At 63.8% G+C, this 18,850-nt stretch carries 20 protein-coding genes; 11 read left to right on the top strand and 9 right to left on the bottom strand.

Annotated elements, in window-relative coordinates:
* Positions 1-50 precede the first annotated feature (50 nt).
* The 3 genes from ACZ5BM_RS07075 to ACZ5BM_RS07065 form a co-directional block, all read right to left on the bottom strand.
* The gene (locus ACZ5BM_RS07075) at positions 51-587 is read right to left on the bottom strand and encodes a hypothetical protein (RefSeq protein WP_498910959.1); all 537 of its coding nucleotides are present in this window, start codon (positions 585-587) and stop codon (positions 51-53) included.
* A 27-nt stretch (positions 588-614) separates the two neighbouring features.
* Complete coding sequence (gene mreC / locus ACZ5BM_RS07070; protein WP_498910957.1) at positions 615-1,550, bottom strand: rod shape-determining protein MreC; 936 nt, start codon at positions 1,548-1,550, stop codon at positions 615-617.
* Positions 1,551-1,645: 95 nt separating this feature from the next.
* Positions 1,646-2,692, bottom strand: a complete 1,047-nt coding sequence (locus tag ACZ5BM_RS07065; RefSeq protein ID WP_498910955.1) for a rod shape-determining protein — start codon at positions 2,690-2,692, stop codon at positions 1,646-1,648.
* Positions 2,693-2,966: 274 nt separating this feature from the next.
* Here ACZ5BM_RS07065 and ACZ5BM_RS07060 point away from each other — a divergent pair, with 274 nt between their 5' ends.
* On the top strand, positions 2,967-3,203 hold the full coding sequence (locus ACZ5BM_RS07060) for a YMGG-like glycine zipper-containing protein (RefSeq protein WP_498910953.1): 237 nt from the start codon (positions 2,967-2,969) through the stop codon (positions 3,201-3,203).
* Positions 3,204-3,206: 3 nt separating this feature from the next.
* Complete coding sequence (locus ACZ5BM_RS07055; protein WP_498910951.1) at positions 3,207-3,677, top strand: YMGG-like glycine zipper-containing protein; 471 nt, start codon at positions 3,207-3,209, stop codon at positions 3,675-3,677.
* A 35-nt stretch (positions 3,678-3,712) separates the two neighbouring features.
* Here the strand turns inward: ACZ5BM_RS07055 and ACZ5BM_RS07050 are convergent, their stop codons facing one another.
* Positions 3,713-4,948: an MFS transporter gene (locus ACZ5BM_RS07050; RefSeq protein WP_498910950.1), complete on the bottom strand. Its 1,236-nt coding sequence runs from the start codon at positions 4,946-4,948 to the stop codon at positions 3,713-3,715.
* Positions 4,949-5,012: 64 nt separating this feature from the next.
* On the opposite strand from ACZ5BM_RS07050, the gene ACZ5BM_RS07045 reads away from it, so the two are divergent.
* The gene (locus ACZ5BM_RS07045) at positions 5,013-5,654 is read left to right on the top strand and encodes a YoaK family protein (RefSeq protein WP_498910948.1); all 642 of its coding nucleotides are present in this window, start codon (positions 5,013-5,015) and stop codon (positions 5,652-5,654) included.
* Between the two features lie 8 nt (positions 5,655-5,662).
* On the opposite strand, the gene ACZ5BM_RS07040 is transcribed toward ACZ5BM_RS07045, so the two are convergent.
* The 5 genes from ACZ5BM_RS07040 to ACZ5BM_RS07020 all read right to left on the bottom strand — a co-directional run bounded on the left by ACZ5BM_RS07040 (position 5,663) and on the right by ACZ5BM_RS07020 (position 8,863).
* Positions 5,663-5,980 (bottom strand): hypothetical protein, encoded by a 318-nt coding sequence (locus tag ACZ5BM_RS07040; RefSeq protein WP_498910946.1) that lies wholly within the window; start codon positions 5,978-5,980, stop codon positions 5,663-5,665.
* A gap of 54 nt (positions 5,981-6,034) precedes the next feature.
* On the bottom strand, positions 6,035-6,421 hold the full coding sequence (locus ACZ5BM_RS07035) for a hypothetical protein (protein ID WP_498910944.1): 387 nt from the start codon (positions 6,419-6,421) through the stop codon (positions 6,035-6,037).
* Entirely contained in the window at positions 6,411-6,857 is a 447-nt protein-coding gene (locus ACZ5BM_RS07030; RefSeq protein WP_498910943.1) for a hypothetical protein, read from the bottom strand. Before ACZ5BM_RS07030 ends, ACZ5BM_RS07035 begins: the two co-directional genes overlap by 11 nt.
* Before the next feature lie 478 nt (positions 6,858-7,335).
* A complete protein-coding gene (locus ACZ5BM_RS07025) occupies positions 7,336-7,965 on the bottom strand; it encodes a hypothetical protein (protein WP_498910941.1) in 630 nt (209 codons plus the stop codon).
* A gap of 73 nt (positions 7,966-8,038) precedes the next feature.
* A complete protein-coding gene (locus ACZ5BM_RS07020) occupies positions 8,039-8,863 on the bottom strand; it encodes a sulfotransferase family protein (RefSeq protein WP_498910939.1) in 825 nt (274 codons plus the stop codon).
* Positions 8,864-9,037: 174 nt separating this feature from the next.
* Here ACZ5BM_RS07020 and ACZ5BM_RS07015 point away from each other — a divergent pair, with 174 nt between their 5' ends.
* The 8 genes from ACZ5BM_RS07015 to ACZ5BM_RS06980 all read left to right on the top strand — a co-directional run bounded on the left by ACZ5BM_RS07015 (position 9,038) and on the right by ACZ5BM_RS06980 (position 18,781).
* Positions 9,038-9,973, top strand: coding sequence for a sugar ABC transporter substrate-binding protein (locus ACZ5BM_RS07015; protein ID WP_498910937.1), 936 nt, complete (start codon positions 9,038-9,040; stop codon positions 9,971-9,973).
* Between the two features lie 4 nt (positions 9,974-9,977).
* Entirely contained in the window at positions 9,978-11,513 is a 1,536-nt protein-coding gene (locus ACZ5BM_RS07010; RefSeq protein ID WP_498910935.1) for a sugar ABC transporter ATP-binding protein, read from the top strand.
* Between the two features lie 14 nt (positions 11,514-11,527).
* Entirely contained in the window at positions 11,528-12,496 is a 969-nt protein-coding gene (locus ACZ5BM_RS07005) for an ABC transporter permease (protein WP_498910933.1), read from the top strand.
* Between the two features lie 519 nt (positions 12,497-13,015).
* Positions 13,016-13,729 (top strand): RNA-dependent RNA polymerase family protein, encoded by a 714-nt coding sequence (locus tag ACZ5BM_RS07000; RefSeq protein WP_498911711.1) that lies wholly within the window; start codon positions 13,016-13,018, stop codon positions 13,727-13,729.
* Positions 13,629-14,336: a reverse transcriptase domain-containing protein gene (locus ACZ5BM_RS06995; RefSeq protein WP_498910931.1), complete on the top strand. Its 708-nt coding sequence runs from the start codon at positions 13,629-13,631 to the stop codon at positions 14,334-14,336. The genes ACZ5BM_RS07000 and ACZ5BM_RS06995 overlap by 101 nt, the downstream gene beginning before the upstream one ends.
* Positions 14,337-14,458: 122 nt before the next feature.
* The gene (locus tag ACZ5BM_RS06990; protein ID WP_498910930.1) at positions 14,459-15,568 is read left to right on the top strand and encodes an S-(hydroxymethyl)glutathione dehydrogenase/class III alcohol dehydrogenase; all 1,110 of its coding nucleotides are present in this window, start codon (positions 14,459-14,461) and stop codon (positions 15,566-15,568) included.
* A gap of 2 nt (positions 15,569-15,570) precedes the next feature.
* Positions 15,571-16,407 (top strand): alpha/beta hydrolase family protein, encoded by an 837-nt coding sequence (fghA, locus tag ACZ5BM_RS06985; protein WP_498910929.1) that lies wholly within the window; start codon positions 15,571-15,573, stop codon positions 16,405-16,407.
* Between the two features lie 196 nt (positions 16,408-16,603).
* The gene (locus ACZ5BM_RS06980; RefSeq protein ID WP_498910927.1) at positions 16,604-18,781 is read left to right on the top strand and encodes a prolyl oligopeptidase family protein; all 2,178 of its coding nucleotides are present in this window, start codon (positions 16,604-16,606) and stop codon (positions 18,779-18,781) included.
* Positions 18,782-18,850: the final 69 nt, after the last annotated feature.

Genomic DNA, 18,850 nt, shown 5'->3' with positions numbered 1-18,850 from the left:
AGGGCAGTTTCCTGGTTGCGCGCCGGAACGACCACCGCCTCATGCGGCACCTAGGCCCGCGACGGATCGGCGATGCCGCGATGCGCCCAGGTGAACAGGGCGCTCAGCAGCGGATACACCCCGGCCGACAGCGCCAGCTCGAACAAAGCGGGCTGCGGCGGCAGCAGACGCAGCGTGAAGGCGCAGAGCAGGGCGAAATCGAGCACGATGGCGACCGAGGCCACCAGCAGAAAGGTGAACCACACCAGCACGAAGCCCTGACGGGCCAGATTGTGCCGCACGCCGATGCCCACCGCGTGCACCAGCAGCAGCGTGACCGCCTCCAGGCCCGGCGGGGAGAAGCTCAGCAGATCGTACAGCATGCCGATCAGGAACACGATCGGCGCCGGCATGGAGGCGGGGCGGAACACCGACCAGAAGAACACCGAGGCCAGGGTGACGCCCGGCAGCATCGCCTGCTGCTGCGGAATGTCGAACGGCGCGCACAGCAGCAGCACCAGCAGCGCGGTGAAGGCGGCGGGCAGGGCGCGCCGCGCCGCCGCGTCCAGCCTGCGCCAGATCGTCGGTCTCGGCCGGATTCCCGGCATGCGTTCCGATTGCGAGAGTTTGCCCACTCATCCGCGCCCGATCTGCACCGGACGGCCCGGCACAGTCCCGAACTCGCTTTGGTCGCGGCCGCCGTCGCCGTCGGCATGAGTGCGGGGGATCACCCGGCCCGGCGCTTCCGGCGGGGTGATCGCGGACAGGCCGTAATCGAACAGCCGCAGGATGCTGACGTGGTCGAGCCGCGCATAGGGCTCGAGCACCGGCTGCCCGGAGGGGAGGTAGTGCACCGTGCCGACCGGCAGTCCGGCGGGAAAGGCGTTGGCGACGCCGCTCGTGACCACCCGCTCGCCTTCGACCGGACGAACATCCTCGGGGTAATCCATCAGCCTGGGTGCCGCGCTGTTGTTGCCGGCGACTATAGCGGGTGCGTGCGAGGCTTCCAGCATCACCGGCACGCGGGAGGTCATGTCGTTGATGAGCATGACGCGGGCCGACCGGCTGCCGACCTCGGTGACGCGCCCGACCAGCCCCGCGGCGTCCATCGCCACCATGCCCTTGCTGAGCGCGTGGCCTTCGGGAACGAACAACAGCACGGAGCGGGCATAGACGCCGCTGGCATCGGCCACCGCGCGGGCGGTGACGAAGGCGGGCGCCGGTTCGGGCATCCAGTTCAGGTCGGTCTTGAGCGTCGCGTTCTCGGCCGCCAGCGCCATGGCGACGTCGTACCAGCGTCGCAGGCGCTGGTTCTCGGCGCGCAGACGCTCGTTCTCCTCGGCGACTCCGACCAGCGAGCGGGCTTCGCGTCCGATCGCCCGCATCCGGTCGATCGGCTGTGCCAGGAAGCCGTAGAACGGCGCCAGCAGGTCGGCGACGCCGGTGCGGGCGCTTTCGGCCAGACGCCGGTCGGCCTGACCCACGAGCATCACCAGACAGGCGAGCGCCAGAAGCAGCGGCAAGGTCAGCTTGCCCAGCGCCTGACGCAACTGGATCGACAGGCTGAACAAAGAACCGCCCTCCCCAGGGTCTCGTGGTTGGTCTCGTCGTTAACGAATCAGCAGGCGGACATGCGACCGGAACGTTGCGGCGCTGTTCCGGCTTCCTAATACATGCTTGTGAGCACGTTCCGAAGCCGCTTCATCTCTTCCAACGCGCGTCCGGTTCCAAGCGCGACGCAGGAGAGCGGATTTTCCGCCGCCATGACCGGCAGGCCGGTGGCCTCGCGCAGCACCTCGTCCAGACGATATAGCAGAGCGCCGCCGCCCGTGAGCATGATTCCCTTGTCGACGATGTCTGCGGCGAGCTCGGGCGGCGTATTCTCCAGCGCCGTCTTCACCGCGTCCACGATCTGGCTGACCGGCTCGGCCAGGCTTTCGGCGATCTGGCGCTGGCCGACCACGACTTCGCGCGGCACGCCGTTCATCAGGTCGCGGCCCTTCACTTCCTTCCAGGGGCCGTGATCGTTGTCGTCGTCGGGCACCTTGGCGGCGCCCAGCTCGATCTTGATCTTCTCGGCCGAGCTCTCGCCGATCAGCAGGTTATAGTTGCGGCGGATATAGGAGATGATCGCCTCGTCCATCTTGTCGCCGCCGACCCGGACGGAGCGGGCATAGACGATGCCGCCCAGCGAGATCACCGCGACCTCGGTGGTGCCGCCGCCGATATCGACGATCATGGAGCCGGACGGTTCGGTCACCGGCAGCCCGGCGCCGATCGCGGCGGCCATCGGTTCCTCGATCAGCAGCACCTTGCGGGCGCCGGCGCTTTCCGCGCTTTCCTGGATGGCGCGGCGTTCCACCGCGGTGGAGCCCGACGGCACGCAGACGATGATCATCGGCGAGGCGAATCCGCGCCGGTTGTGCACCTTGCGGATGAAATGCTTGATCATCTCCTCCGCCACCTCGAAATCGGCGATGACGCCGTCGCGCAGCGGACGGATGGCGGTGATGTTGCCCGGCGTGCGGCCGACCATGTTCTTGGCCTCGTTGCCGACGGCCAGCACCTGCTTCTTGCCGCGCACGTCGGCGATCGCCACCACGGACGGCTCGTCCAGCACCACGCCGCGGCCCTTCACGTAGACCAGCGTGTTGGCGGTTCCGAGGTCGATGGCCATGTCGGCCGACATGATGCCGAGCAGGCGAGAAAGCATCCGAAACTCCAGTCTTGATCCGGTCCGGCCATTGGAGCGCGTTCGAACCGGGCCGCCGTGCCGGGCGAGGGCGGGCACGGCTTAGCGGTGTGCCGCCCGCCCGGCAAGGCGGTGTATGAGATTTCACAGCGCCGTGAGGTTACGCTCTGCCACGCTTTGGACCCGTAACCGCCACGATCACGGCGCGTTGTGCTGATTTGGAAGGTGCCGGAACGGTTTCCGGCGTGTCCAAGGGGCCGCTCCCGGGCCTCGTATTCAACAAGGAAGAACGGTCATGATCCGCAAGATTTCGCTTCTCACCGCCGCTGCCGCCATGACCCTGGGTCTGGCTGCCTGCGACCCCTACAGCCCGGGCCAGCGCGCGGTCGGCGGCGGTCTGCTGGGCGCAGGCGCCGGTGCCGCGATCGGTGGTCTGGCGGGCGGCGGCAGCGGTGCCGGCATCGGCGCCCTGGCCGGTGGTGCGCTCGGCGCCGTCGGCGGTGCGGCCACGACCCCCAGCCGCGGCTACTGAGGCATGACCGTCCCCGCGATGCGTGCGACGCCACGCATCCGGCTCGGGCGGGCTCTGCCGCTGCTCGTTCTGGCGGCGGCGACCGGCCTGGCCGGATGCACCGATGCGTATGACCCCGGTCAGCGCGCGGTCGGGGGCGGATTGCTCGGTGCGGGTGCCGGGGCTGCCCTCGGCGCCATCGCCGGCGGTGGACGGGGCGCCGCGATCGGCGCCCTGGCCGGCACCGCCGTGGGCGCCGTGGGCGGCGCTGCGACCACCCCCTCGTATCGGGGCGGTTCGTCCTATGGCGGCTATGCGGCCCCGGCGCCCGCGCCGGTCTACGCGCAACCGGCCTACGCCCAGCCGACCTATGTCCAGCCCACCTACGTGGCACCGGCTCCGGTCTACGTGCAGCCGGCCTATCCGGCGCCCGTCTACGCGGCACCGCCCGCGCCGCCACCGCCACCGCCTCCCGGCTATGGTTACGGCTACTGACGGATTGGGGCGGCTTCGGCCGCCCCGTCTGATTTTCAGGGAAGGCGTTCCGTTCCCATCCGGACATGACGCGTTTCCCGCCCGAACAGCGTCAGCACCGCCACCAGCACCGAAACCGTCCCGATCACCACGGCCAGCGACCAGCGTATGTCGCCACCGAACATCCGGGTCAGCCAGAGCTGGATGTTGGCGTTCGGCGCCGAGAACAGATTGCCGAGCTGGTAGACCACGCCGGGGAAGGTGGCGCGGATGGTGTCCGGCGAGATCTCGTTCAGGAACGCGGGAATGACGCCCCAGGCGCCCTGCACGGCGAACTGGAGCACGAAGCCGCCGAGGGCGAGCGCGAGCACGCCGTGACCGAATGCCCAGAGCGGAATCGCTGGCAGGGCCAGCAGGGCGGCGCCGGCCAGGGCCCAGCGCCGGCCGATGCGCTGCGACAGGAAACCGAGCGTCAGGCCGCCGACGATGGCGCCGACATTGTAGCTCACCATCATCCAGACCACGACGCGGTGCGGCAGGTGGTGATATCCGGTCAGGAACAGCTTCGGATAAAGATCCTGTGATCCGTGCGAGAAGAACAGCATGGCGGTGAGCAGGAGCACGGCGTAGAGGGTCAGCCCCTTGTTGCGGCCGAGCACGGACAGGATTGGTTCGCGTGTCTCGTGCTGCTGCAGTGCCCAGTCCGGGCTTTCGGGCACCGTGCGCCGGATATACAGCACCAGCAGCGCGGGCAGGGCGCCGACCACGAACATGCCGCGCCAGCCGAGCCACGGCTCGGCCGCGAACAGGAGCGAGGCGAGCAGATAGCCGGTGGGATATCCGGTCTGCAGGATGCCCGACACGAGGCCGCGCCAGCGTCCGGGGATGCTTTCCATCGCCAGCGACGCGCCGACGCCCCATTCGCCGCCCATGGCGACGCCGAACAGGGCGCGCAGGATCAGGAACACGGTGAAGGACGGGGCGAAGCCGGACAGGAGTTCGAGCGCCGCGTAGCTGAGCACGTTGATCATCATCACCGGGCGGCGTCCGAACCGGTCGGCGAGCCGTCCGAAGAAGGCTGCGCCGATGACGCGGCAGGCGAGCGTGGCCGTGAGCGCCCAAGCCGTGGCGCCGACGCCGACGCCGAAGGTCTTCGCCACCGTGTCGAGCACGAACACCATGATGAAGAAGTCGAAGCTGTCGAGCATCCAGCCGAGATAACAGGCGATGATCACGTGGACTGGGGAGCCGGCGGCCGGGGGGAGGGGGTCTGTTCGGGTGCTTGCGCTCACGGTACGATCCTCGACCAGGATGGCGGGCCGGGGTCGGCAGCCTGGAACCGGTTCAGCGAAGCACATGACACCCCAAGAGAGAACCGCCCGCCGATCCAACCTCGCGCTGGGTTTCGGTCTGGCCGCCGTGGCCGGATGTTCGGACTCGATCGCCTTTCTGTCCCTGCACGGGTTCTTCGCCTCGTTCATGAGCGGCAATTCGACGCGTCTGGCGATCGGCCTGGCACAGCGGAACCTGCATGATTTGCTGGAAGCGGCGGTGCTGATCGGGCTGTTCGTCGCGGGCGTGGTGACGGGTGCGCTGATCGCGGTGCCAGGACGCGTGCTGATGGCGGTGTCGGTGTTGCTGGTGCTGTCGGCGGGGATGGCGAGCCTGCCTGCGCTCGCTCTGCCGCATCATGCGCCGATCCTGCTGCTGGTGCCGGCCCTGGGCGCGATGAACAACGTGGTGCAGCGCGTCGGCAAGGTGAGCGTCACCGCGACCTACATCACCGGAACGCTGGTGCGTCTGGGGCAGGAGCTCGCGCAGGCCTTAAGGGGCGGGCCGCGTTGGGATTGGCTGCCTTACGCGGTGCTGTGGTCGTCGCTGCTGACGGGGGCGGTGATGGGGGCTGCGTTGTTTCCGGCGGTGGGATTGCGGGCGCTATGGCTGCCGGCGGCAGGCGTGGTGTTGCTGACGGTCTGGAAGGGGCGGGTTGGGGGCTGAGGGCCGACCTACAAGGAGCGCCAGATCGCCGTCGGGACGATGAACCCGTCGCGGACCGCGCCATGAATGTCGGTCAAGAGAACGTCGAGCCAGAAGAGGGCTTCTGCCTCGGTCGGAGTCAAACGTTCACGGCAGGCTTTCAGTGCCGCGACGGATTTCATGCAGCCGCCCAGTTCCATCGAGGCGGCCGCAGATCCAACCCCGATCATTGGTAGCAATATTTGATTGTAGGGTAGCGAGCGTGACCAATCCGGAAATGAGCCAGTCTCACGTTCGATAACGGGGCTCAGAAGATCGACAACGGTCTCGAATCCAACGCGGATCATGTCGGAGCGGCACATCCTGCGCCAGAGGTCGGGTGCTCGCACATCGCCGACGACTTAGAGTGGGATAAATGCAGTCCAGGCTTCGGCAGGGAGAGATTGAGACTCGAATGTTTGTATGTGATAGTCACGAATGGTCGTCCAAGGCAGCTCTATCTGTCCACTATTCATCTGCTGTCTGGCAGTTATATCTGCGGTCATGAGCAGTTCGCTAATTTGAAGCCAGACGTGTTGGTCCACGGAGATGCCTGATCGACGTCCGACTTCCACCGCGAAGTTCTTGGCAACCCTGCCGGAGATGAGGGATTGCTTGACGACGCCAAGTGCAAGACTGCCATAAGGGTCGCCGTTATCGCGAACGATCTCGTAGTATTTTGTTCTGTCTCTCCTGTCGTAGGCATCCTGCAGGCTTGATAACATTGTGACGTGAGAGCTATCCGGCATTTTTAATCTCCGAGAAGGAGGAAATCTTACCTAAGACGGCATTTTTGATTTCTAGCCACTCTCCTACGAGGTTTCTTGGATAGGTAATTTGATAGTAGAAATCTCTGTCAGTAAAATTCTGTATACATGTTGGATGAGGTGCCGTGATCTTTGACGAACATGAAATTATATCACTGGGGTCCTTTCTGTTAACGACATAAATCTGTTTCCATGGCGTGAGTGGAAGAACCTTCGCCGACAACATTGCTTCCAAACCGTTTCCTTTTGGCGTGGCCTCAGCTGCTGAGCTGATCTTTGTAAGATCAGTATCTTTGTGCCCTAATTCTGTTACCGCGTGTAGGCGCCTCGCCATTGAGAGCTGTACACTACCGCCAGGGCCGAAAGGTTGGATCAGGATATGAATTCCGCGTGCGTCTTCATTGCTGTCGCCTGTCATGGCTGGCTAGTCGGCGCCGAGCAGGAGGCCGTCCGCTTCGCTACCTTTTTGCGGGAAAATTCCATCCAGAAAGTATTCTGCGGGAATCGATAAGTGACGCCCGCCCATCGTTACACTAACGATTTCACCGGCCGCGTTTGCCACAGTTGTAAGTGTGGTCGTGGCCGTCAGCAGGAGGACCGCTAAAAGACGTGTGGAGCTTAGCATGCTTCACCCTTTCGATGGCTATGCAGCATGTCCTTCCTTGCTTCTTGATAGGGTAGGTCGGTGACCGTTTCGAAGCCGATGGGGATCATGTCGGATCGGCACATCCTACCCCATAAGCTTGGTGCTCGGTCGTCTCCGACGACGTTGAGTGGGACGAGGGCAGTCCGGGCTTGGCCGGGGAGATGATGAGTGCCGAATGTTGCAAAGTGATCGTTGCGAATGGTTACCCATGGTCGTTCGAACTGATCGCCGGTCGTGGTCTGTCTGATTTTCACCGTCCCTCGAAGTGGGAGAAGAGCCGTTCGGTCTGTGTCTTGATGTTGCTCCAGTTCGTGACAAGGTTTCGTGGATACGTGATCTGAAAAAGGAACTGGCCAAAAGCGAAATGCTGTATGCAGCTGGGAACAGGGATATCCTTGATAGACGCGCATTCGATGATGTCAGTCGGGCTTGAAGGATTTACGACATACGTCTGTTTCCAGATGTAAATGTCGAACACCCGTGGCTGGGGGACCAGCTCAATTCCATCGCCTTGCGGTACAGGTTCCGCACCTGTTTGCACTTTCATGGACGTATTGCCCATACGGGTCAGGAACTCAAGCCGTCTTGACAGGATAGACGCACCACTCTTGTTGCCGGTGATGGGCTGGATCAAGATACGCAGTCCTTGCGCATCTTCATCGCTATTGCCCGTCATCGCCGGCCAGTTCGCGCCGAGCAGCAGGCCGTCCGCTTCGCTCCCCTCGCGCGGGTGGATGCCATCCAGGAAATATTGCGCGGGGATGGCGAGATGCTGGCCGATCATCGTGACATGAATGACGTCCTGGGCGGTGGCGGCATGGGATGCCCCGCAAAAGGCGGCAAGCAAGGCTCCAAGGAGAAGCCGTTCACGGCGTCGCATGGGTGGTCGTCTCCGAACCGTCAGGTTGAGCGTGCTATGTTCTGAACTTGGAAGCAACGACCCGGCCGCCGCTTCAATCCTGCCCGATCACGAACGCGCCGCCGGGATTGTTCGTCTCGTCGCGCCAGAAGGCAGTGTCGGCGAGGCGGGACACGATCTGAGGCGGCAGGATGGTACGACGATGCGTGCGGCCGACCGAGGGGCGCAGCGCGTGCAGGCCAGGCGTGTGCAGATCGGCGTCAAAGGCGGCCGCGTCGATCGGCGGCACATTCGCCGGATCGTGCGCGAAGGCGGGTAGGCGCAGTCGATCGTAGAGAAGTGCCAGCACGCGCAAAGGTTCGGCGACCAGAGCGTCGTAATCGACCACGACGAGACGGTGCGCATGTTCGCCGAAGAAGGCGTCCTGCAACGCTTGCCAGGCCGCGCCGAACGCCCCGGTGACGGCCATGAGCCGCTCCACGCGATCGAACACGGTGGCGGCGTGTGCGGCGCCATGCAGGCCGGAGATCCGGTAGGTGTTGCGTCGGATGAGCTGCTCGAAACTGTCGATGATCCAGACGGGATCACGCACACAGGCGATCACGACTGCATCGGGACAGAGATCGGCAATCAGCCGCATATGTGCGCACCAGGCGCGATTGGTGTCGATGGTCACGCGCCCGGGCGCGTCGTGCCCGAGGAAGCCGTCGACCAGACCATGCAGCACGCGCCGGCGCAGAGCATCGTCGAACGCGCTCGCGTATTCCCCAGCACCCATCAACGGCAGGAGTTTCTCCACCATCACCGCCAGCGGCGAACTCATGCCGGTGCGGAGGAGCGGGTTCTGCGACAGCAAGGCGGCGAGCAAGGTCGAGCCGGAGCGCGGCAGGCCGGACAGGAAATGGATCGAACGGGGCATGCGCGGGCTCGCTGTAGTTCCGTCGGGCGTTGTGCCACGAAACGGGTGTGTCCTGAATGCTGCGCTGCCGCAAACGCCGCTTCCACAGCGGGGCGACTTCCCTCCCGTGCTTTCCATCGCTAGGGTCGCGACCAAGAGACCGGCAAAAGATCGGCTCGGGAGGAGTTCGTTTCCATGGATCGTCGTACGTTCCTGGCTGGCATCGGTGCCGCCGGGGTTCTGTCGCTGCCGTTCGGCACGGCATTGGCGCAGTCGAAGAAGCCGGTCGTCGGGCTGGTGATGAAGTCGCTGGCCAACGAGTTCTTCAAGAACATGCAGGAAGGCGCCGTCCAGCACGTGCAACAGCTCGGCACCTGCGAGCTCATCCCGCTGGGTATCCAGTCCGAGACCGACATCGATGGGCAGATCGCGCTGGTGGAGAACCTGATCACCCGCAAGGTCGACGCGATCGTGATCGCGCCGGCCGACAGCCGTGCGTTGATCCCGCCGCTCGTCCGCGCGGCCAAGGCCGGGATCAAGCTCGTCAACATCGACGTTCTGCTCAATGCGAACGACCTGAAGAAGCATCACATCGATATCGTCTTCGTCGGCCCCGACAACCGCGAAGGTGCGAAGATGAGTGCCGATGTCCTGGCCAAGGCGCTCGGCGCGGGTGGCAAGGTCGTGATCCTGGAGGGCAACCCGGGCGCCGCGAACGGCGTGCAGCGCAAGGAGGGCTTCATGGATTCGATCGCGCAAAACAAGCTCGATCTGCTCGACAGCCGCACCGCGCATTGGGAAACCGAAGAGGCCAACACGGTGTTTTCGAACATGCTGACCGCGCACCCGGATATCCAGGGCGTGATGGCGGCGAACGACGACATGGCGCTCGGCGTGGTGAAGGCGATCGAGGCGGCGGGCAAGAAGGGCAAGATCAAGGTGATCGGCTTCGACGGCATCGCCGCGATCCAGCCGCTCATCAAGGACGGCGAGGTGCTGGCGACGGTCGACCAGTTCGGGGCGCAGCTTGCCGCGGACGGCATCGATACGGCGCTAAAGGAAATCGGCGGCCAGACCTTCACCGGCTGGGTGAAGACGCCGATGAAGCTGGAAACGGCATCGACGATCTGATCACGTGACGAACGCGAACGAGCCCATTCTCAGGCTCAGCGGGGTTTCCAAGCGCTTTCCGGGCGTGCTGGCCGTGGACGGGATCAGTCTCGACGTGGCGCCCGGAGAGATGCTGGCGCTCGCTGGCGAGAACGGGGCCGGGAAATCCAGCCTGATCCGTCTTCTGGCCGGCATCCACAGGCCGGACAGCGGCGAGATGCGTCTTGCGGGGCAGATCTATGCGCCGCAAACGCCGCTCGACGCGATCCGCGCCGGGGTGCGCGTGGTGCATCAGGAATTCAACCTGCTGCCTGCGCTCAGCGTGGCCGAGAACCTGCTGTTCGAGCACCTGCCGCGACGTCGGTTGGGCCCGATCGGCGGCATCGTCGACCGGCGCGAGATGGATCGTCGCGCCGAGGCGCTTCTGGCCCGTGTCGGGCTGGACGAGATCGGCCCCCGCACGCCCGTGGAGCGGCTCGGCATCGCTCAGAAGCAGCTGGTCGAGATCGCGCGCGCCTTGTCCGGCGACGGGCGCGTCCTCGTGCTGGACGAGCCCACCGCCACGCTGACGCCGCGCGAAGCCGGGCGCCTGTTCGAGCAGATCCGTCTGCTGAAGGCGCAGGGCATGACCATGCTCTACGTGTCGCATCACCTGGCCGAGATCTTCGATCTGTGTGATCGCGTCTCCATTCTCCGCAACGGCGCGCTCGTGGACACGATGCGCATCGCCGACACCGATCCGGCCGCGCTGGTGCGCGCGATGATCGGACGCACCCTGGCCGCGCAGGCGCCGATCGGCGGCGGCACTCTGGGCGGACCCGCGCTCGGCGTGCGGGCGCTGCGTCCGCGCGGATCGCCGGAGGACGGCGCGCTCGACTTCACCGTGCGGGAAGGTGAGATCGTCGGTCTGGCGGGGCTGGTCGGGGCCGGGCGCACGGAAGCGGTACGCGCGATCTTCGGCGCCGATCCCGCGATCTCCGGCACGATCGAGCGCGACGGCAAGCCCGTGCGCATCCGTTCGCCGCGCGATGCGGTGGATGCGGGCATCTGTCTGCTGACCGAGAACCGCAAGGAAGAGGGGCTGGTGCTGCCGATGGCGGCGCGCGTGAACACCACGCTGGCGCGCCTGAAGATGGTGTCCCGGTTCGGCTGGCTGCGCCCTGCGGCGGAGCGCGCGGAAACCAGGCGGCTGGCGAAGGATCTGGCCACCAAGATCACCGGGCCGGAACAGCCGGTGATCGAACTCTCCGGCGGCAATCAGCAAAAGATCGTTCTGGCGAAATGGCTGATGGGCGACAAGGCGCGCGTGCTGATGCTGGACGAGCCGACGCGCGGCATCGATGTCGGCGCCAAGGCGGAGATCTACGCCCTGCTCGGCCGCCTGGCGCGGGAGGGCAGGGCGATCCTGGTGGTGTCGTCCGAACTGCCCGAGCTGACGCATCTCTGCGACCGCATCCTGGTGCTGTCGCGCGGCGTCCTGGCCGGCGAGGTGGCACGGCCCGATTTCTCGGAAGAGCGCATTCTGTCGCTCGCCTATAGCCGCTACATGCGGACCCATTGAAGGGACCAGAAAGAGTGTCTTCCGCTTCTTCCGCCACGATCCGGCGCGTTCTGCGCGAGGCCGGCATCGGTCTCGCCCTTCTGGCGATGGTCGTGTTCTTCGCCGTCGTGGCGCCCGATTTCAGCACGCACGAGAACATCTCCAACATCCTCACCCAGATCACGATCAATCTGATCCTGGCGACGGGCATGACCTTCGCGATCCTGATCGGCGGCATCGATCTGTCCGTGGGCGCGGTGATGGCGCTGTGCGCCGTGGTCGCTGGGCGTCTGCTGACGCTGGACGGGGTCTCCGAGCCGCTGGCCGTGGCGCTCGGCGTGGCGGGCAGCCTGCTTGTCGGCATGGTCTGCGGCGCCGCGAATGGCTGGATTTCCTCGTTCTGGGGAATCCCGTCCTTCATCGTGACGCTGGGCATGTTGAACATCGCCCGTGGCGGCGCCCTGCAGGTCACGAACGCCCGCACGATCTACGACTTTCCTGACAGCTTCAACGCCTTCGGCACCGCGACCGTGCTGGGCGTGCCGGTGATGTTCGTGCTTGCGCTGGTTCTGCTCGGGCTGGGCTGGCTGGTGCTGACGCGCACCGTGTTCGGCCGCATGATCTACGCCATCGGCAACAACGAGGAAGCCGTGCGCCTGAGCGGGCACCGTCCGATGCTGACCAAGGTGCTGGCCTTCACCGTCACCGGCCTGTTCGTCGGCATCGCCGCGATCGTCTACATGGCGCGCCTGACCATCGCCAACCCGATCCTGGGCGTGGGCTTCGAGCTGAACGCGATCGCCGCCGTGATCATCGGCGGCACGTCGCTTTCCGGCGGGCGCGGCTCGCTGATCGGAACGCTGCTGGGCGCCGCGATCATCGGCGTGCTGGCGAACGGGCTGATCCTGATGGGGGTGAGCGATTTCATCCGGCAGATCGTGACCGGGGTGGTGATCATCCTGGCGGTGGTGTTGGATTCGTATCGAGCGCGGTTGACTCGGTGATACCATGCGGTTCCTCCGCGGATGCAGAGGGATGAGGATTGGAGTCGAATCGGGAGCTTTTACTGAGGCCGCGTTTAAAATCAGCACCTTAACGCTGAAGCACGCAACGAAGAAATTTTTGGATGGCATTGCTCTGTGGGAACAGAGTATAAAGGTGATGCCTCCCGAACTGGCGGGAAGGGAGAAGTGTTGAAGTTGTCAAGTAGACGCCAGATGATGCCGTCGCCATGTCCTAGGACATGCCGCCAGCACCACCCGGCTACCGCTTTGATGATCATGATTGCTAGCTCCTCTTTGAGCAGATCATACCACTGACCGTTGTGTTACGCGTTGCGGAGCTTCTCAGCGCCGTGAGTAGGGGATAGGGCTCAGTGCAATCCGCATTGTGGTTTGAGTCCCCAGCTGATACTTATTAGACAGTGTCGGCTGAGAATTCGAGAGGGTCATGCCTTTTCTACTATTTGGGTATGGGTCTATAGGCCGGATACACGCGCATTCCTGCCCTCTCGAACTTCACAAATGCTAACATCGAAGCGTCAGGCACGGCGTGCGAAGAGAGTAGACTGGTATCCAATCAAATCTTACAAGCATTTTGATGTGGCGCCGTCGCGCGTTAACGCCACTAAGTTTGTAACCGACCCCGTTGAAGTCGCGTCGCATGACTTTCTGCCATTTATTACGTTTGATAGAATTGATCGACGCTACAGAAGGAAGAAAAAGGGCATCGAGATTAGTCAGAAAGTTCGAAGACTTGCTTACTGTTCAAACGTAGACGCATGCGTATTTTCTTATTACGCCTCAATATTGAACAATTCATATGAGGATATGATACGGAAGCATGCCCTGGACAAAGTGGTAGTTGGCTATAGGAAAAACGGATCTAATATAGATATTGCGATGGAAGCTTTTTATGAGATTAAATCAAGAATCAAATGTGTAGCGTTCGCGTTTGATATATCTGGATTTTTCGACGATATAAGCCATAAAGTTCTCAAAGAAAACTGGAAGCTGGTTTTAGGTTGCGGCAGCCTTCCTGATGATCACTACAACGTATTCAAGCATATTACAAAGTACTCCTCTATTGATCGGCGTGCTTTATTGCGTCGTCTGGGATTCGACCCGAAGGCAAAAGATGCTGCCCTTCCAGGGCCCCCCTTGTGTTCAATCTTGGAATTCCGCAAAGTCATTCGCGGCGGGGACGGTTATCAACGTAAATCTTGTGGCGCCCGGTGATAAACGTAAGCGGGGGATACCACAAGGCAGCCCAATATCTGCCGTCGCAGCAAATATTTCTATGCTTAAATTTGATCTGCATTTGATGTCGGCGCTGCGAGAAATTGGTTGTTCGTATAGAAGATATTCTGACGATATATTGATTGTCGCTCCTGTAGAATACGCTGAGACGATCGAGCCGCTGATTCGACAGATGTTGCGGACCCATGCGGGAGGGCTTGAAATAAATGACAAGAAAACAGGGAAAACCATTTTCGATCTAACAAAATCAACCGCTGCGGGCTTTAAGCCACTTCAATATCTGGGGTTTCTCTACGACGGCCAGAAAACTCTTATTAGGCCTAATACAATATCCAAATACTGGAGGCGTGTACATCAAGAGGTGCGGAGGGCGAAGCGGCTGCGAAGACGGGCATTGGCGAGCGGTAAGCTAGCTACTTCCGCACCATTGCACAGAAAGAGCTTGCTGCGGAAGACGACTCACTTAGGGTCCGACAATATCGTGGCAACCTACGTCCGCTCTGCAGAGAAGAAGATGAATGGGAAATTCATAAAGAGACAATTCAAAAATCATGCAAGAAAAATAAATCGGTTGTCGGTCTGCTAAGAAAGAAGCGTTGTTTCAGCTCTCTTCTTCGGGCCTGTTGATGTTCCGAGGGGTGTTCGTAAATCTACCCAGCACCTTGTATGCTCCGATCTGGCCGTCCAACATCTAGGAGCACCAACACCATGAAGACACGCGCAGCCGTCGCCTTCGAGGCCAAGCGTCCTCTGGAGATCGTCGAACTCGACCTCGAAGGTCCACGCGAGGGCGAGGTTCTGGTCGAGATCATGGCGACCGGGCTGTGTCATACAGATGCCTATACGCTGGGCGGGCTGGACAGCGAGGGGCTGTTTCCGTCCGTGCTCGGCCATGAGGGCGCCGGCATCGTGCGGGAGGTCGGCGCGGGCGTGACCTCGGTGAAGCCCGGCGACCACGTGATCCCGCTCTACACGCCGGAATGTCGGCAGTGCAAAAGCTGCCTGTCGCGCAAGACCAATCTCTGCACCTCGATCCGGGCGACGCAGGGTAAGGGGTTGATGCCGGACGGGACCAGCCGGTTCTCTTACAAGGGCCAGACCATCTTCCATTACATGGGCTGTTCGACCTTCTCGAACTTCACCGTGCTGCCGGAGATCGCGGTGGCGAAGATCCGCGAGGATGCGCCGTTCGACACCGCCTGTTATGTGGGTTGCGGCGTGACCACGGGCGTGGGTGCCGTGGTGAACACGGCGAAGGTCGAGCCGGGATCGACGGTGATCGTGTTCGGGCTCGGCGGGATCGGGCTGAACGTGATCCAGGGGGCGCGTCTGGTAGGCGCCAAGCGCATCGTCGGCGTCGATCTGAACAACGACAAAGAGGAATGGGGCCGTCGTTTCGGCATGACGGATTTCGTCAATCCGAAGGATGTGGACGGCGATATCGTCGCGCATTTGGTGGCACTCACCGAGGGCGGCGCGGACTACACCTTCGACTGCACCGGCAACACGACCGTGATGCGTCAGGCGCTGGAAGCGTGCCATCGCGGCTGGGGCGTGTCCGTGGTGATCGGCGTGGCGGAAGCGGGCAAGGAGATCTCGACGCGTCCGTTCCAGCTCGTGACGGGGCGTGTGTGGAAGGGCTCCGCATTCGGCGGCGCGCGCGGGCGCACGGACACGCCGAAGATCGTGGACTGGTACATGGACGGCAAGATCGAGATCGATCCGATGATCACGCATCGCCTGACGCTGGAGCAGATCAACGAGGGGTTCGAGTTGATGCACCAGGGCAAGTCGATCCGCTCGGTGGTGGTGTTCTGAGCATGGAGATCGTCTCGCGCGAGCGGGCGCATGGCGGCGAGCAGTTCGTGTGCCGGCATCGTTCGGACAGCACGGGCACGGAGATGGCATTTTCCGTGTTCGTGCCGCCGCACGCGCTTGGCGCGCGCCTGCCTGTGGTGTGGTTCCTGAGCGGGCTGACCTGCACGCATGCGAACGTGACCGACAAGGGCGAATATCGAAGGCTCTGCGCGGAGCTGGGGCTGGTGTTCGTGGCGCCGGATACGAGCCCGCGGGGCGAGGGCGTGCCGGACGATCCCGATGGCGCCTACGATTTCGGGCTCGGGGCCGGGTTCTATCTGGATGCGGTCCGTGCGCCGTTTGCCGAGCATTACCGGATGCGGCGCTACGTGCTGGACGAGCTGCCGGCGCTGATCGCCGCGGAGTTCCCGGTCGATCCCGCGCGGCAGAGCATCACCGGCCATTCCATGGGCGGCCATGGCGCGCTGACGCTCGGGTTGTCGAACCCGGAGCGGTTCCGGGCCGTGTCGGCCTTCGCGCCGATCGTGGCGCCGAGCCAGGTGCCGTGGGGGCAGAAGGCGTTCCGTGGCTATCTGGGCGAGGATCGTGCGGTGTGGCGTCGCCACGATGCGGTGGCGCTGATCGAGGACGGGGCGCGCGTGCCGGCGCTGCTGGTGGATCAGGGCGACGCGGACCAGTTCCTGGCGGAGCAGTTGCGGCCGGAGCTGCTCCGGGAAGCGTGCGTGCGAGCGGGGATCGCGCTCGAGCTGCGTCTGCAGCCGGGGTATACGCATTCCTATTTCTTCGTGTCGTCCTTCATGGAGGATCATCTGCGCTGGCATGCGGCGCGGCTTGGGTAGAGGTTCTTCTTTTTCTGAAGAAAAAGAAGCAAAAAGACTTTCATCCGTTTGTTGAGTTTCAGGTTCGCCAGTTCTTCGTACCAAACGGACAAGAGTCTTTTGGTTCTTTTTTGCAAAAAAGAACGAAGACCCTCCGCGCTTGACCGACGACGACGAGGCGACGACGCTACGGCGTCCCACAGCCCGGAGTTCCCCGATGCGCCTCGGTCGCGCCATGCCCTTCGCTCTGCTCGGCGTGGTTCTCGCGCAGCCTGCCCATGCAGCAACGCTGCCGAAGCCGCCCGTGGCCAAGGTGGCGCCCGTCACCGACGATTATTTCGGCACCAGGATCACCGATCCGTATCGCTGGATGGAGTCGCGGCCGCAGCCGCAATTCACGGCGTATCTGCGCGGGCAGGACACGTACGCGCGGGCGGTTCTGGGGCGGATCCCCGGACGCGACGCTCTGGCGCGTGAGATCGGCGCGGTCAGCGGGTTGTTGCCGCGCGTGCATTCGGTGGTGCTGGCCGGCGATCGCGTCTTCTATCTGAAGCGTCCGGCCGGCGCGCAGGTGGACCGTCTGGTGATGCGGGACGCCAAGGGGCGCGAGATCGTGCTGGTGGACCCGTCCACGCTGGGCAGCAACGGGCGCCATGCCGAGATCGACCAGTTCGCGCCGACCGAGGACGGTTCCAAGGTCGTCTACGGCGTGTCCGAAGGCGGGTCCGAGAACAGCACGCTGCATGTGATCGACACCGAAACCGGCAAGGTCGGGCCGGACAGCATCGACCGCGCGCAATTCGCCAGCGTGAGCTGGGCGCCGGACGGCAAGAGCTTCTTCTACGACCGGCTGCCGGCTTCCGCCGCGACGGCAAGCCCCGTGGACCAGTACGCGCATCAGATCGTGTTCCGCCATCGCCTCGGCGAGGACCCGAGCCAGGATACGCCGGTGCTGGATTCCGACCATCTGCCGTTCCCGTTCAAGGCGGCGGCAGTGTTCCCGTCGATCGCCATCGTGCCGGGCTCGGATTTCGCGCTGGCCTCGATTTCCAACGGCGTCGCGCCGGAAATGACGCTGTATGCCACGCCTCTGACGGCGCTTCTGGCCGGGCATCCGGACTGGAGGAAAGTGGTGACAGCGGAGGATGGCGCGGTCGATCTCGCCGTGCGCGGCGACCGGATCGATCTGCTGACGCACAAGGATGCGCCACGCTTCCAGATCGTGGAAACCAGCCTCGCCGCGCCGGATCTGGCGCATGCCAAAGTCGTGGTGTCGCAGGGCGAGGGCGTTCTGACCAGCACCGATGCGGCGCGGGACGGGCTGTATTACACCAGCCGCGACGGCGCGACTTTCTCCTTGCATCGTCTGGGCGAGGGCGCGGTGCGTGCGGACGACATCGCCCTGCCGTTCGCGGGCACGATCGCGCCGGAGGGTGGGCTCGTGACCGATCCGACCCGGCCCGGCGCGCTGGTGAGCCTGGAATCCTGGGTGCGTGCGCGGGAATGGCTGCGCTACGATCCGACCGCCGGTTCGCTGTCGGACACGCATATCCTGCCGCCGTTCCCGCGCGACCTTTCGGCGTACCAGTCGGAAGAAACGGTCGCGGTGGCGCCGGACGGGACGCAGGTGCCGGTGTCGATCGTCAGCCGCAGGGATGCGCCGCATGACGGCAAGCGCCCGACCTATCTGGTCGGCTATGGCGCCTACGGCATGAGCTACGATCCGGCCTTCAACCCGTCCTTCCTGCCCTGGCTGGATCGTGGCGGGATCTATGTCGTGGCGCATGTGCGCGGCGGTGGCGAGAAGGGCCAGGCCTGGCACGATGCGGGCAAGATCGAGACCAAGCAGAACACGATCCACGACTTCATCGCCGCGGGCGAGATGCTGATCGCGAAGGGCTACACCGACAAGGCGCATCTGGGCGGCGAGGGCACCAGTGCCGGCGGCATCCTGATCGGCGGGGCAATCACGCAGCGTCCCGATCTGTTCCGCGCGGCGCTGATCCGCGTCGGCGCCACCAACACGATCCGCGAGGAATACACCGCAGGCGGGCCGGCCAATATTCCCGAGTTCGGCACGGTGACGAACAAGGAACAGTTTCCGTCCATGCTGGCGATGGACGCCTACAACAACGTCCGCAAGGGCGTGGATTACCCGGCGGTTCTGCTGACCGGTGGTGCGGAGGACCCGCGCGTGACGGTGTGGATCCCGGCCAAGATGACGGCGAAGCTGCAGGCGGACACGGCGAGCGGACGTCCGGTGCTGCTGCGCGTGGAGTTCGACGCCGGGCACGGCATCGGCTCGACCCGCAAGCAGCGCGACGACGAAACGGCGGACGAGTTCGCGTTCCTGTTGTGGCAGTTCGGCGAGAAGGGGTTCCAGCCGGCGCACTGACGAAACCGTTCGTCGTCACGTCGAAACACGAGATCGGCGTCTGCGCGGCGCCGGTGTCGTGCGGCCGGA

Source organism: Lichenicola sp. GTC18331, from assembly GCF_055386855.1.
This window is presented reverse-complemented; position numbering and strand designations above follow the sequence as displayed.